A 15,370-nucleotide genomic window follows, 5' to 3' on the forward strand; every position below is an offset into this window, starting at 1 on the left:
CGTGACAAACACCACCGGCGTCAGCGCCCATCTCGACGAGGAGCGCCTGGAATTATTGCGCCGCAAGCTCGCTGAGCGTGGCCTGGCCAGGACGACGGCCGCTGCGCCGGTGGCGGGCGACGGCGGGCCGCGCATGTCGGTCGGGCAGCACCGGATGTGGTTCGTGCAGTCCGTCGACCCCGACAGCGCGCTGCTCAACATTTGCGTCTCCTACCGCCTGTGCGGCACGGTCGACACCGCGCGGTTGCACCGTGCGGTCGACGCCGTCGCCGCGCGGCACCCCGTGTTGCACACGACGTATGCCGCTGACGGCGAGGGCGACCCGCATCCGGTGGTCCGCGAGGACCTGCGACCCGACTGGGCCGAGCACGACCTGGCCGGGCTGACCGATCAGGCGCGTCGGCTACGGCTGGATGTGCTGGCGCAGCGGGACTTTCGCCGGCCATTCGACCTGGGCAAGGATTCACCGCTGCGAGTCACGGTGGCGCGCCTGGCTGACGACGAGCTGATGCTGCTGATCACCGCGCACCACATCGCCTGGGACGATGCCTCCTGGGCACCGTTCTTCGCCGATCTGACACGCGCATACACCGACCCGGACGTTTTCGCCGATGGCCGGGTGCTGACGGATCATTCGGTGGCTGCGACCGCGATTCGCCAGGAGGACCTGGACTACTGGCGGCCGTTGATGGCCGACCTACCGGAGCCGCTCGAGCTTCCGGGGCCCAACGGTTCGGTGGTGCCCACCACCTGGCGCGCGCAGCGCGCGTTCACGCAATTGTCCGTGGACACCGTCGAGCGGGCGACCGCGCTGGCCCGCGACACGGGCGCCAGTCCGTACATGGTGTTGATGGCCGCGTTCGCCGCGCTCGTGCACCGATACACTCAGTCGACCGACTTCCTGGTGGCTGCCCCGGTGCTCAACCGGGGCGTGGGCAACGAGGATGTGATCGGGTACTACGGCAACACCGTGGTGATTCGGCTGCGGCCGCAGCCCCATCAGACGTTCCGCGAGCTGCTGGCCCAAACGCGTGACGACGCCGTAGGCGCCTTCGCCCATTCGCGCGCCGACCTCGACTGGCTGGTGCGCGAGTCGAATCCCGATCGTCGGCATGGCGCCGACCGGATGACCCGGGTGAGCTTCGGGCAGCGGGAGCCCGACGGCGCCGGCTTCTGCCCGCCCGGCGTGCGCTGCGAACGCGGCGAATTGCGTGGACATTTCAATCAATTGCCGCTGAGTTTGATGGTCGAGCTGAACCGGACCCCGGACGGTTCGAACGGCGCCATGGTCGAGGCTGAGTATCTGGTCGAGGTCATGGATCAGCAGCTGGCTGAGCAATTGCTGCGTCACTACGCGGCCTTACTCGACGGCCTGCTCTTTGAGCCCGACGCGAAGCTTTCGGCATGCGCGTTGATGAGCGGCGAAGACGCCGAGTGGCTGCGCGCGGTGTCGACCGGCGACGAATTCGTCACCCCGGCCAGCACATTGCCCGAGCTGGTCAGCCGCAGGGCGGACCTGACGCCCGATGCCGTCGCCGTCGTCTACGAGGGTCGCGCCTACACCTACCGGGAGATCGACGAAGAGTCGAATCGTGTGGCGCACTGGCTCATCGGGCGAGGCATCGGCACCGAGGATCGCGTCGCGGTGCTGTTGGACAAATCTCCCGAACTAATCGTCACCGCACTCGGGGTGCTCAAATCGGGTGGGGTCTATCTGCCGGTGGATCCCACTTACCCGGAGGACCGGCTGACCTTCATTCTCGAGGATGCGGACGCCAAACTGGTGTTGCGCGAGCCGGTTACCGACGCGGCGCAGTATCCGGCCACCGCGCCCGCCGAGCTGATCCGACCGCTGAGCCCACTAAACACTGCGTACCTGATCTACACCTCGGGTTCCACCGGGCTGCCCAAAGGTGTTCCGGTGCCACACGCACCGATCGCCGAGTATTTCGTCTGGTTCGGCGACGAATACCGGGTTGACGACACCGACCGTCTGCTGCAGGTCGCCTCGCCCAGTTTCGACGTGTCGATGGGCGAAATCTTCGGCACATTGATCATGGGCGCCCGCTTGGTGATTCCGCGGCCCGATGGACTGCGCGACATCGGCTACCTGACCGATCTGCTTGCGCGTGAGGGCATTACGTCGATGCACTTCGTGCCCTCGCTGTTGGGGCTGTTCCTCTCGTTACCCGGCGTCGGCCAGTGGCGCACCCTGCGACGCGTGCCCATCGGCGGGGAGCCCCTGCCCGGCGAGGTCGCCGACAAGTTCCACGCCACGTTCGACGCGTCGCTCTACAATTTCTACGGGCCGACCGAGACGGTGGTGAACTGCACCAGCTACCCGGTCGAGGGCGCCCAGGGCACCCGGGTGGTGCCGATAGGCCGACCCAAAATCAACACGCAAGTGTATCTGCTCGACAACGCGCTGCAGCCGGTTCCCGTCGGCGTGATCGGCGAAATCTACATCGCCGGAACACATGTCGCGCATGGCTATCACCGCAGACCCCGGATGACGGCGGAGCGATTCGTCGCCGACCCGTTCACGCCCGGCGGGCGGATGTACCGCTCCGGTGACCTGGCCCGCCGCAACGCCAGCGGTGACATCGAGTTCGTCGGCCGCGCCGACGAGCAGGTGAAGATCCGCGGTTTCCGCATCGAGTTGGGTGAGATCGCTTCAGCCATCTCGGTCGACCCCAGCGTCGGGCAGGCGATCGTGCTGGCGATGGACCTGCCCCAGCTGGGCAAGAGCCTGGTGGGATACGTGACGCCGGCCCAGGGTGCCGGCACGGAAACGGTTGACGTCGAACGCATCCGGGCCCGGGTGGCCGCCGCGCTGCCGGACTACATGACCCCGGCCGCGTACGTGGTGCTCGACGAAATCCCGATCACCGCGCACCAGAAGATCGACCGCGCCGCGCTGCCACAACCGCAGATCGCGGCGGCCACCGAATACCGCGACCCCACGACCCCCACCGAACAGCGCATCGCGCAACTATTTTCCGGGCTGCTCGGCCACGAGCGGGTGGGCGCCGACGACTCGTTCTTCGATCTGGGCGGCCACTCGCTGGTTGCCACCAAACTGGTCACCGCGATCCGCGGCGAGTGCGGCGTGGAGATCGGCATCCGCGACGTGTTCGAGCTCGCCACGGTCGCAGCGCTGGCCGAGCGGATTGACCAGCTGAGTTCGGGTGAACTGACGCCGTCGCGGCCCAGGCTGATCGCAACGGCGCACGACGAGCCCATGCCGCTCTCCGCCTCTCAGCTGCGCAGCTGGTTCGCCTACCGCGTCGACGGGCCCAGCCGGGTCAACAACATCCCCTTTGCGGCGAAACTGACCGGGCCGTGGGACATCGATGCGCTGATCGCCGCCATCGGCGATGTCGTCGCCCGGCACGAGATCCTGCGCACCAGTTATGTCGAGCTGGACGGTGTGCCGTATCAGGTTGTTAATCCGGCCGGGCTCGAGATTCCGGTGCGCCGCTCGGAGGGACCCGACGACGCGTGGCTGCAGCGGCAGCTCGACGTCGAACGGTGCCACTGCTTCGAGCTGGACACCGAATTGCCGATCCGGGTCGCGGTGCTGCGCACCGAGAACACCGCAGAGCACGTGCTGTCGGTGGTCGTGCACCACATCGCCTCCGACCATTGGTCGGCGGGCGTGCTGTTCTCCGACGTCATGACGGCCTACCGGGCCCGGCGCGGCGGAGAAGCGCCGTCCTGGGCCCCCCTTCGTCTGCAGTACGCCGACTACGCGGCGTGGCAGCGCACCTTCCTGGGGGACGCCGCCGGCCAGGAATCCGCGATCGCCGCCGATCAGCGGGAGTACTGGGCCCGGCAGCTGGCCGGGATGCCGGAGGACACCGGGCTGCGGCCTGACTTTGCCCGCCAACCGGTGCCCAGCGGCGAGGGGGAGTCGGTCGACTTCCACATCGACTCGGCTACCCGCGTCAAGCTCGGTGAGCTATGTCGTGAGCTGGGCATCACCGAATTCATGCTGCTGCAAACGGCCGTCGCCATGGTGTTGCACAAAGCCGGTGGCGGAACCGACATTCCGCTGGGCACCCCGGTCGCCGGCCGCACTGAAGCCGAGTTGGACCAGCTGATCGGATTTTTCGTCAACATCCTGGTACTGCGCAATGACCTGGACGGCAACCCGACGTTGCGTGAATTGCTCAAGCGGGCCCGGGAGACCGCGCTGTCCGCCTACGCGCACCAGGACCTGCCGTTCGACCGCGTGGTGGACAGCGTCAGCCCAGTGCGCTCGCTGTCACGCAACCCGCTGTTCCAGGTCGTCGTGCACGTCCGGGATCACCTGTCCCCTACGCGGGTGATCGAGGCGGCGGCGGCGGGCAGCGGCGAGCAGGACACCGTGTGCACCTCGCTGGACCCGATTTTCGACATGGCGCATGCCGACCTGAGCGTCAACTTCTTCGGTACCGACGGCTCCGGCGACACCGGCTACCACTGCAATGTCATCTACCGCACCGAGCTCTACGCCAGGACCACCATCGAGCGCTTGGCGCACTGGCTGACCAGGGCGCTCACAGGGTTTGCCACTGATCTCGATCAGACTTTGCGGGATGTCCAGCTGATCGACGCCGAAGAACAGCATCGCATTCTGCGGGACTGGAGCCTCGGCGAACAGCCGCCATACGACCGGGCGCGCACCATCCCGGAGTTGCTGGAGCCCAGCCGAACGTGGGGCCCCGAGCGCATCGCGGTGCGCTGCGGCGCGGAAAGCATCGATTACCCCACGCTGCACCGCCGTTCGGACAACCTGGCCGCGCTGCTAACGAAGAGCGGAGTGTGCCCGGGGTCACTGGTCGGGCTGTCGACCCGGCGGAGCATCGAATTGGTGGTGGCGTTGGTCGCCATCATGAAGGCCGGTGCCGGCTACTTTCCCATCGATCCCGGTTATCCGCTGGCGCGAAAGCAATTCATGCTCGACGACGTGCAACCGCCGGTCGTGGTCGCGACGGTCGAAGCGGTGGACACCATGCCGCAGGTGCCCGGCGTCGAGCTGATCTCGCTGGACGATCCACAGGTACGCGCCCTGGTGGACAGCGAAGACGTCGTTCCGCAGGCTACGAATGCGCGGCTACCGCACCCCGGCGACCCGATGTACCTGGTGTTCACCTCCGGGTCCACCGGCAAGCCGAAAGGCGCAGTGGGAACGCATCGCTCGATGACAGCCCGGCTCGACTGGCAGCTGCGGAACTACCCGCCGCGAACCGACGACGTGCGACTGGCGCAGGCCTCGATCACCTTCCTCGAAGGTGGCATGGAGATGCTGGCCGGCCTGGCGGCCGGGGCGACCATGATCCTGGCCGACGATGCCGAGCACCGCGACCCGGAGGCCATCGGGGACTTGATGAACCGGTATTCGGTCGCTCAGGTGACCGCGGTGCCAAGCCTGGTCTCGGCATTGGTGGACAGCCGGCCCGATGCCGTGCGCTCGTTGTCACGGCTGGTGTGCGGTGGCGAACCGGTGAGCGCGGCGCTGCTGCAGCGGCTGGTGTCGGTGTGCGCCGAGGAGGACGGCACCGGCACCGAGCTGCTGAACAACATAGGTTCCACTGAAACCTCCGGCGCCGTATCCCGCGGGCGGCTGGGTCTGCCGAATCCACTTGTCGGAAAGCCCGTTCCAGGCGCCGAGGCCTATCTGCTCGACGATGGGTTGCGCCCTGTGCCGGTCGGTTTGGTGGGAGAGCTGTACTACGCCGGTGACCAGCTGGCTCGCGGCTATTGGAAACGCGCGGGTCTGACCGCGACGCGCTTTATCGCCAATCCCTATGGTGCAGAGCCGGGTTCGCGGTTGTACCGCAGCGGCGACCTGGCCCGGTGGACCGAGGACGGCCAACTAGAGTTCGTCGGACGTTCCGACCACCAGGTGCAGGTGCGCGGTTTCCGCGTCGAGCTGGCCGAGGTCGAGGCGGCGCTGGCCGCAGCCAAGGGCGTCGCCGCCGCGGCGGCACGCACGTGGGAGGTGCACGGCGGCACGTCGCTGGCCGGATATGTTGTGCCGCAACGACCGATCACCGATGAGGCCGAGAAGGCGGCATTCGCGGGAGACGTGCGCGCCACGATCGCCACAACCCTGCCGGGCTACATGCTGCCGTCATCGCTCACCGTGCTCGACGTCCTTCCGAAAACCGAATCGGGCAAGCTGAACCGGCCCGGACTGCCGCGGCCGGCGGTCAGCACCGGCGGCCAGGCCGAACCCCCGCGCACGGACACCGAACGCGCGCTGGCCAAGGTATTCGCCGAGCTGCTCTCGACCCCCGAAATCGGGCGCTTCGACGACTTCTTCGCCCTCGGCGGCGACAGCATCCTGTCCGTGCAGCTCGCCTCGCGGGCGCGGGCGGCCGGCTTGGCCGTGAGTCCGCGCATGATCTTCGAGAATCCGACGGTGCAGCAGTTGGCCGCCGCGTTGGACGCCCTGGGCGACGACGGGGCCGGCATCGAACAAGGCGCCGAGGCGACCGACACCCATTTCGAGCCGATGAGCACCTCCGGGCTTTCGCCGTCGGATCTGGCTGCCGTGACGCAACTTTTTGCGTCGTCGCGCGAAGGCACGACATGACGGCCGCCAAAACCGATGTCGCCCCCGACATCGACGACGTGATGGCGCTGAGCCCGCTGCAGGAGGGGTTGTATTCGCTGACCACGCTCGCCGAATTCGCCGACGGCGAAGCGGCGGACGACCCGTACGTCATCGGGATCGGGGTGGACATCTCCGGCGCCCTCGACGTCGCCCTGTTGCGCGAGTGCGCGGAGCAGATGTTGGTGCGGCACCCGAATCTGCGGGCCAGCTTTTTCAGCCGGGGAATCCCGCGACCGGTACAGATCGTGCCGTCCCGCGTCCAACTGCCGTGGCGGCTGGTCGCCGCGGCACCCGCCGACGTGCCTGCGCTGGAGACCGGCGAGCGCCGGCGACCATTCGATCTGGAACGTGGGCCGGCGATCCGCTTTCTGTTGATCGAATTGCCCGGCACGCAATGGCGTTTGGTGCTCACCGCCCATCACATCGTGATCGACGGCTGGTCGTTGCCGGTGTTCGTCAACGAGATGATGATCCTGTATCGAGCTGGCGGTGACCCGTCGGCGCTGCCCGTCGCCCCGCGGCCCTACCGCGATTACATCGGCTGGCTGTCCAGCCGCGATCCGGAAACCAGCCACCGGGTCTGGCGCGAGCACCTGGCTGGGATGCCGGGGCCCACCCTGCTCGCCGCATCACTGGGATCCATCGAGACGACCGAGGGTCAGACGGCGCTGCCGCGCACCACCGAGCTGCGACTGCCAGCCGACACGACCGCGCGGCTGATCGACGACAGCCGATCCCGCGGCATCACCGTGAACACCTTGATGCAAATGGCATGGGCGCTGGTGTTGTCGCGGCTGATCGACACGCACGATGTGGTTTTCGGCGTCACCGTGTCCGGTCGGCCACCTGAATTGACCGGGGTCGAAACCATGGTCGGTCTGTTCATCAACACCGTGCCGCTGCGTGTGCGTCTGGACCCGGCGGCGACGGTCGGCGAGCAATGCCGAGCCGTCCAGCGCAGCGCCGCGCTGCTGCGTGAGCACAGCTATCTGGGCCACGCCCAACTGCGGGCCCTAGGCGGGGTCGGGGAAATGTTCGACACCCTGTTGGTCTACGAGAACTTCCCGATGGACGGATTGACTGCGGGAGGCGAATTGACCGCTGGCGGAGTGACTTTCCGCCCGTCCGCCCTGCAAACCCTGTCGCATTTTCCCATCGCCGTCGCCGCCCATATGGAAGGTGGCGAGCTGGTGGTGCTCATCGAAGCAATCGCCGGGGCACTGGGTGCCGTACCCGCCGCCACGCTCGGGCGGCGGGTGCTCACCGCCGCCGAGAGGTTGTTGCAGGGTTGGGAGCGTCCGCTGCGCGTCGTCAGTGTCCTGCTGGACGACGAGGCGGACGCGTTGCGCGTCACTGGCACGCCAATACCGTTGTTGCCCTTGAGTATTCACGCCCGATTCGCCGACGTCGCGGCCAGGACACCGGACCTCCCGGCGGTCACCTGGGCTGGTGGCGTGCTGACCTATCGCGAGCTCGACCTTCACAGCACCCGGCTGGCGGCGCGACTGGCTGAGAAGGGAGTCAAACCCGAAACACCGGTGGGCATCAAGCTCTCCCGGGGCCCGCGGTACGTCATCGCGATACTCGCCGTGCTCAAAGCCGGTGGCATGTGCGTGCCGATGGAGCCGGGAATGCCCTCCGAACGCGTGAACTCGATCCTGCGTCAATCGGGCGCGCTGATCGTGTTGGACGAAGAGTTGACCGAGGCGCTGCTGAAGGGCAGCGAACCACACGACGACGACTTCAACCCCGTGGACGTTCCACTGGCCCAGGCCGCGTACGTCGTGTTCACCTCGGGCACGACCGGAGAACCCAAGGGCGTCATCGGAACTCACTGTGCGGTAGGCGCCTACGCCGACGATCATCTGGATCGCGTGCTGCGGCCCGCGGCAGACAGACTGGGCCGGCCGCTGCGCATCGCCCACGCCTGGTCATTCGCCTTCGATGCCGCGTGGCAGCCGCTGGTCGGCTTGCTCGACGGGCACGTCGTGCATGTGGTCGACGAACACACCCAGACCGATGCCGAGGCGCTCGTCGCGCTGATCGCCGCGCACAGTATCGACATGATCGACACCACCCCGTCGATGTTTGCCCAGCTGCAAGCGTTTGGTTTGCTGACCGAGGCGCCACTGAGCGTGCTGGCGCTGGGCGGCGAGGCCGTCGGCAGTTCGGCCTGGGCCCGGATCCGCAACACGTGCGGCGCGACGTCGATGGCGGCATACAACTGCTACGGCCCCACCGAGACCACCGTCGAGGCGCTGGTCGCCGCCATCGCCGAGCACGACGAGCCGGCCATCGGGCGGCCGACCCGGCACACCCGCGGCTACGTATTGGATTCCGCGCTTCGCCCGGTCCCCCGCGGAGCGACGGGCGAACTGTATCTGGGCGGTGCCCAATTGGCCCGCGGCTACCTCGGCCGCGCTCCGGAAACCGCGGCCCGCTTTCTCGCCGATCCGGTTGCCCCGGCCGAACGGATGTATCGCACCGGTGACCTGGCGCGCCGATTGCCCGACGGCGCACTGCAATACGTGGGACGCGCCGATGCCCAGGTGAAGATCCGCGGCCACCGCGTCGAACCCGGCGAGATCGCCGCCGCCCTCGAATCGCACCCGGCCGTCCGCCACGCGGGAGTGTTGGTACAGCAGCGCCGTGGCCTTGCGCGGCTCACCGCCTACGTGGCCACCGACACGGCCACCAACCGGCCCGCGATCGCCGAGCTGCGGAGCATGCTCAGCACACGGCTGCCGCGCTACATGGTTCCACAGCGCATCATCCTGGTCGACGAAATCCCGTTGACCGCCAACGGAAAGCTGGACGAAACCGCGTTGGCCGCTTTCGACGCCGAGTCCGAGGTTGGCGCGGCGACGCCCGAGACTGCCACAGAAGCCGCGCTGGCCGAACTGCTCGCCGAGCTGCTCGGGCAACCGCGTATCGACGTGACCGCGGATTTCCTGCAGCTCGGCCTGGACAGCATCATGGCCCTGTCGGTGGTGCAAGCGGCCCGCGGACGCGGAATTGCGCTGCGCGCCAGGCTCATCCTCGAGTGCGACAATGTTCGCGAGCTGGCCGAAGCGATCGACTCGGAGGCCACGGCCGCTACCCGGCAGCCGGAAGCCGGCACCGGGCCAATGCCGTTGCTGCCCAATGGCCGGTGGCTCTACGAATTCGGCGACCCGCGCAGGCTCGCCCAGACCGAAGCCATCCGACTGCCCGAGACGTTGCGCCGCGAGCAACTTGATGCGGCGTTGGGCGGCCTCATCGAGGGCCACGAAGTGCTGCGGACCCGTGTAGACCGTTCTACCTTGACTCTGGCGCCGGTACCGGCCGTCGACACCGTCGACCTCGTCAAAGAGGTTGAGGTGGTTGGTGATCTGACCGCGGCAGTACCCGCACACGTCGCCCAGGCCGTCGACCGTCTGGACCCCGAACGCGGAACGCTGTTGTCCGTGGTCTGGTTACGACCGCCGACAGGGGAGAGCGTTCTGCTGCTGGCCGCGCACGTCGTCGCGCTGGACCCGGCGTCATGGCGAGTAATCCTCGGCGAACTCGCTGCCGCCCTGACGGCCTCGGCCACCGGCCACTCGCCGGCACCCATTCGCGAACACACCAGTTATCGGCGCTGGGCAGCCGCGCTCACCGCGCGCGCACAGCGGTTGGACACGGTGCAATTCTGGGCGTCCCAGCTGGATGGCGACGATCCCGAGCTCGGTGCCCGGCGGCTCGATCCAAGCCGCGACCGGGCTCGCGATCTGCTCGTTCGTAATGTCGCCGCCGACGCCGAGGTCACCCGCCGGCTGCTGGCATCGGACCTGTCGTTGCCCACCCTCCTGATCGCCACCACCGCGGCGACCGTGACGCGCTGGCGCGAGCTGCGCGGTCAAGCTACGCCGCCCCCGCTGCTCGCACTCGAAACCCATGGCCGCGCCGATAGTTTGGTGGACGCGCCGGGTGCACACACCATCGACACCGGCGACACGGTCGGATTGCTCAGCTCCATCTACCCAGTGCGACTGGATTCGTCCGATCCGCGCAAGGTGGGGGAGAAGTTGTCGGCGATCCCCGGCGATGGACTCGACTACGGGTTGCTGCGCTACCTGCGGGACGACACCGCCGAGCGGCTCGCCGCCTTTTCGCCACCGCAACTGCTGCTGAACTATCTCGGCGCCGCCCACAGCGGCGGCGCGGGGCTACGGCTCGAGCGCGAGTTACTCGCCGGGACGTCGCCGGTGCCGGAGCCGGAGCTGGCTGTCCGCCACGAGCTCACCATCGCGGCGATGGTGCTGACCTATGACGGTGAGCGGGTTCTGGCGGCGCAGTGGCGCGCCCTGCCCGACATCCTCGATGACGCGGATATTGCTGCGCTACAGAGACTTTGGATTGATTCGTTGCGGGAGATGGTGGCATGAGCACACTGGCGATCGTGGGTGCCGGCGCCAAGGCGGTGGCTGTGGCCGCCAAGGCCTTCGCGCTGCGCGAAATGGGTGTCGAGGTTCCCGACGTGGTGGCCGTGGAGCGGATTGGCGTGGCGGCGAACTGGCAGGCCAGCGGCGGCTGGACCGATGGCGCGCACCGGCTGGGCACCAGCCCGGAAAAAGACGTCGGGTTCCCCTACCGCTCGGCGCTGGTGCCGCGCCGCAACGCCGAACTCGACGAGCGGATGACCCGCTACAGCTGGCAGTCATATCTGATCGCGACGGCGTCGTTCGCCGAGTGGATCGACCGTGGCAGACCGGCGCCGACGCATCGCCGGTGGAGCCAGTACCTGAGTTGGGTAGCCAACCACGTGGGAATGAACGTGGTGCACGGTGACGTCGAACGATTGGCGGTCACCGGGGACCGCTGGGCGCTGCACACCCACGAGACCACCGTGCACGCCGATGCACTGATGATCACCGGTCCCGGCCAGGCCGAAAGGTCCTTGCTTCCCGGCAATCCGCGCATGCTGTCGATTGCCCAATTCTGGGACCGCGCCGCCAATCACGACCGGATCAATGCGGAGCGGGTGGCGGTTATCGGCGGTGGCGAGACGGCTGCGGCGATGCTCTATGAACTGTTTCGGCACCGCGTGTCGAGCATCACCGTGATTTCTCCGCAGGCCACGTTGTTCACTCGCGGCGAGGGGTTTTTCGAGAATTCGCTGTTCTCCGATCCGACCAACTGGCCGGCACTCACCCTTGCCGAACGCCGTGATGCGTTGGCTCGCACCGACCGTGGGGTGTTCTCGTCCAACGTGCAGGAAGCACTGCTGGCTGATGATCGCATTCACCACCTGCGTGGCCGGGTCGCGCACGCGGTAGGCAAGGAGGGACAGGTCCGGCTGACGCTGTCCACCAACCGCGGCAGCGAGAACCTCGAGACGGTACATGGATTTGATCTCGTGATCGACGGCTCCGGCGCTGACTCACTTTGGTTCGCATCGTTATTCAGTCAGGACGCACTGGATCTGCTCGAACTAGGGCTGGGCGGGCCGCTGACCTCAGAGCGGCTGCAGGAGGCGATAGGTTATGACCTGGCCGTCACGGATGTGACGCCCAAGCTGTTCCTGCCGAACTTGTCAGGACTCACCCAGGGGCCCGGTTTTCCCAACCTGAGCTGCCTTGGACTGCTATCCGACCGGGTGTTGGGATCGACCGTCAGCCCCTCCAGGTATTCGGTGAGAACTAGACACGATGAGCGCCAACCCCTTTGACGACGGCGGTCGAATTTATTGCTACGACCTGCTTGCGGCACAGAATGTTTAGCGTGCTTTCACACGTCGCGACCGTAGCGACGTCGTAACGTGACCCACCTGAGACACAAATTCCCGAGTCACGGTGCACACTTACACCATCTTCATCCATGGAGACGTGTGACCGCGTGCGGCCATCCGCGAGATATCCGCCACGGTCCATGTGCATCGAAGGGGGACCTGTGAAATCCGTGAAGTCCATTGCCACGGGCGTGGCGGCCTTGACCGCCATTGGCGGCGCCGCCGCCGGCGTGGCTTCCATTGCCGCACCGATTGGTCTCGATCAGGTGCACCTTGCTGCGGTCGGCGCGCCACTGCCGCAGGACCCGCCGCCGCCTCCGCCCGCGCCGCCGGGAGCGCCGGGGCAGTTGCCGACGGCCGACCAATTGGCCAATCTCTGCACCCAAGTAACCGACCCCGGGGTCAACTACAGGGACAAGGCCAACCTCGTTGAAAACGGCGTCCCGCAAAACGAGGGTATGGTCGCCGACCACGACCTGCGCAAGGCGTACCGGAACGGGAACTTCCCTGAGCAGTTCAACGTGACCAACATTGCGCCGGCGGGTCCGAACATGGCGCAGGCCGACGTGGGCATCACGGGGCCGAAGTTCGCCGGGCCGGTCAACAAGCACCTGGTGTTCGTCAACCAGAACGGAAACTGGGTGTTGCAACACGACGCCGCGCTTGCCCTGCTGCAGGCGGCGACGGCGACGAACTAAGACACATCGTCGTCGAGTAATACCGACGCTTCAGACCAATCCCCATGCGCCCGGACGGCGGCGCATGGGGATTGGTGTGTAACGCCGGTACGCACCGATTGGTCGGCCCGGCGGCATCAGCGCGTGTCCTCGCACAGTCGGCGCACAGTTCGGTCATGTTTGTTCCATATCGGTTCGCCGTAACGTATCGGTGCCCTGGCGCGAAGTACGAGACGCCAGGGGCACGCTGACACCGTCCACGCCGCCACCAACGGGCGATGCGGATGCTGATCGTGCGTCGAGATCCGTGCTCGTCTACAGGGGGGAACCATGGGAACCATCAAGACCATTGCCACCGGGGTGGCGGCGCTGGCCATCGTCGGGGGCGTCGCCGGCGGCGTGGCCTCGAGCGCCACACCGCGTGCGCTGGCCGCCGGAGTGCGGCTCACCACCATCGGCGCGCCGCTTCCGCAAGACCCGCCGCCGGCGCAGCCGGTTGCGGGCGCCAACATGCCCACTTCCGATCAGCTGACCGGCGTGCTCACCACCCTCGCAGACCCCAAGGTCTCCTTCTCCAACAAGAGCAACCTGGTGCAGGGCGGCATCAGCGGAATGGCGGCGCACGTCGCTGACAAGAAGCTGCAGAAGGCGGCCAAGAACGGCGATCTGCCGCTGTCCTTCGGTGTCACCAACGTCCAGCCGGCCACGGACGGTTCGGCGACCGCCGACGTCGCGGTCTCCGGCCCCAAACTGACGTCGCCGGTCACGCAGAACGTCACGTTCGTCAGCCAGGGCGGCGGCTGGGTGCTGTCCCGGGCGTCGGCGATGGAGCTGCTGGAGGCCGCCGGTCAGTGATCGGCGCGTAACGCGGGCAGGTTCAATCTGGCGATGCGCGCCCGATCCGCCAGCACGTCGATCGCGCGGATTCGGCCGTCGCGCACCACGAAACCCATGACGGATGCCGCGCGCCCGGCCATAAAGATCACCGCTCCGGCGGCGCCGTTCACGGTCGCGCTACGCACCTCGCGTTCCGGCCCGGCGTAACCGCGGGCCAGCTCGGCCACCGCGGACGCGCCCTCGGCGCGGAAGACGGCCGTGGCGCCGAAGTCACCGCGCAACACCACGTCGGGATGCAGCGCCGCGACCAGGCGGCCGAAGTCGCCACTGCGCCCTGCCGCGAAGAAGGCGTCCACAACCTCGCGTTGCGCAACCAAGGTGCCGTCGGGGGCCGGGTCCGCCTGCTCGATCCGCCGGCGGGCCCGGCTGGCCAGCTTGCGGGCCGCCTCCGGCGTTCGATCGACGATGGCCGCGATCTGATCGAACGGCACGGTGAATACGTCGTGCAACACGAACGCCAGCCGCTCGGCCGGCGGCAGGGTGTCCAGCACCACGAACAGCGCCAGCCCCACCGCGTCGGCCAGCATCGCGCGTTGCTCGGGGTCGAATTCACCGACCGCTTCTACGATCGGGTCCGGCAGATGACCGGAAAGTTCCACGCCGTCGTGAGTCCGGCGGTCGCGCAACACGTTCAGGCAGATGCGCGCCACCACGGTGGTCAGCCAGGCGTCCAGGTTGCCGATGCGGTTTACGCCGTCCGACTCGGCGCTGCGGCTCAACCGCAGCCACGCCTCCTGCACCGCATCCTGAGCGTCGTCGATCGAGCCCAGCATGCGGTAGGCGATGGCGCCCAGCTGCGGTCGGGCCGCCTCGAAGCGAGCCGCCAACGACGGGTCGACCGTCACGGCCGGTCGGTCTCGGGTAACGCGCACACCCGATTGGCCGAAAAGCCCGACGACCCGATACCGAGGGCGATGTTGAACCGGGCGCGCATGTTGCCCAGATTGATGACGTGGGTCAGGCCGACGAGCTGCGGTGCGTCGAAGTGGACGCGCAGCGCGCCGAAAAGTTCGTCGGTCACCTCAACCGGGGTGCGACTCATTGCGGCGGCGTACTCGAGGATCAGCTTGTCGACGTCGGAAAAGCAGACGGCGTTGCGGTAATTCGCCATCGCCAGCAACTCTTCGTCGGTGATGCCCCACTGCCGGGCGATCTGTGAGCCGAGGTCGATGCAGTATTCACAGCGCACCGTCGTCGCCGCCTTGAGCTCTGCCAGCGCACGGTGGCGGGGACTGAGGATGTCCAGTTTCGACTCGGCCTGTTCCAACTTGCCGTAGACGCTGAGCAATCGGGGGATGTGCGCATACATCCGCAGCGGCTCCAGCATCCCCGCGGTTTCGAGCCCGGCCATCTGTGCGAGCTTGCGCTTGGTGAAGAAGAAGGCGATTTTGGCGCCGAGGCCGGCGTCGCGGTCCGAGACTCCTTGCAGCCGTGGCATGGCGA

7 protein-coding genes are annotated in these 15,370 nt (G+C 67.5%); 5 read left to right on the forward strand and 2 right to left on the reverse strand.

The genetic code is table 11. The annotated features are described in order from the left end of the window. Position 1: 1 nt before the first annotated feature. From A5753_RS02585 to A5753_RS02605, 5 genes are all read left to right on the forward strand, one after another. A complete protein-coding gene (locus A5753_RS02585) occupies positions 2–6,583 on the forward strand; it encodes a non-ribosomal peptide synthetase (RefSeq protein ID WP_067123028.1) in 6,582 nt (2,193 codons plus the stop codon). Further along, positions 6,580–11,010 carry a non-ribosomal peptide synthetase gene (locus tag A5753_RS02590; RefSeq protein WP_067123030.1) on the forward strand — a complete coding sequence of 1,477 codons (4,431 nt, stop codon included), beginning with the start codon at positions 6,580–6,582 and terminating at the stop codon, positions 11,008–11,010. Before A5753_RS02585 ends, A5753_RS02590 begins: the two co-directional genes overlap by 4 nt. Further along, positions 11,007–12,293, forward strand: coding sequence for an NADPH-dependent L-lysine N(6)-monooxygenase MbtG (gene mbtG / locus A5753_RS02595; protein ID WP_067123033.1), 1,287 nt, complete (start codon positions 11,007–11,009; stop codon positions 12,291–12,293). The genes A5753_RS02590 and mbtG overlap by 4 nt, the downstream gene beginning before the upstream one ends. A 221-nt stretch (positions 12,294–12,514) precedes the next feature. Beyond that, entirely contained in the window at positions 12,515–13,051 is a 537-nt protein-coding gene (locus tag A5753_RS02600) for a hypothetical protein (RefSeq protein WP_067123036.1), read from the forward strand. Positions 13,052–13,360: 309 nt separating this feature from the next. Further along, complete coding sequence (locus A5753_RS02605; protein ID WP_067123039.1) at positions 13,361–13,885, forward strand: hypothetical protein; 525 nt, start codon at positions 13,361–13,363, stop codon at positions 13,883–13,885. Here A5753_RS02605 and A5753_RS02610 read toward each other — a convergent pair. Next, positions 13,879–14,772, reverse strand: a complete 894-nt coding sequence (locus tag A5753_RS02610) for a sigma-70 family RNA polymerase sigma factor (RefSeq protein ID WP_067123042.1) — start codon at positions 14,770–14,772, stop codon at positions 13,879–13,881. The two genes, A5753_RS02605 and A5753_RS02610, sit on opposite strands and share 7 nt — an antisense overlap. Further along, the gene (locus A5753_RS02615) at positions 14,769–15,365 is read right to left on the reverse strand and encodes a carboxymuconolactone decarboxylase family protein (protein WP_067123045.1); all 597 of its coding nucleotides are present in this window, start codon (positions 15,363–15,365) and stop codon (positions 14,769–14,771) included. The genes A5753_RS02610 and A5753_RS02615 overlap by 4 nt, the downstream gene beginning before the upstream one ends. Between the last annotated feature and the right edge of the window lie 5 nt (positions 15,366–15,370).

The organism is Mycobacterium sp. 852002-51971_SCH5477799-a (assembly GCF_001667145.1).
In the GTDB taxonomy this organism is placed as follows: Bacteria; Actinomycetota; Actinomycetes; order Mycobacteriales; family Mycobacteriaceae; genus Mycobacterium.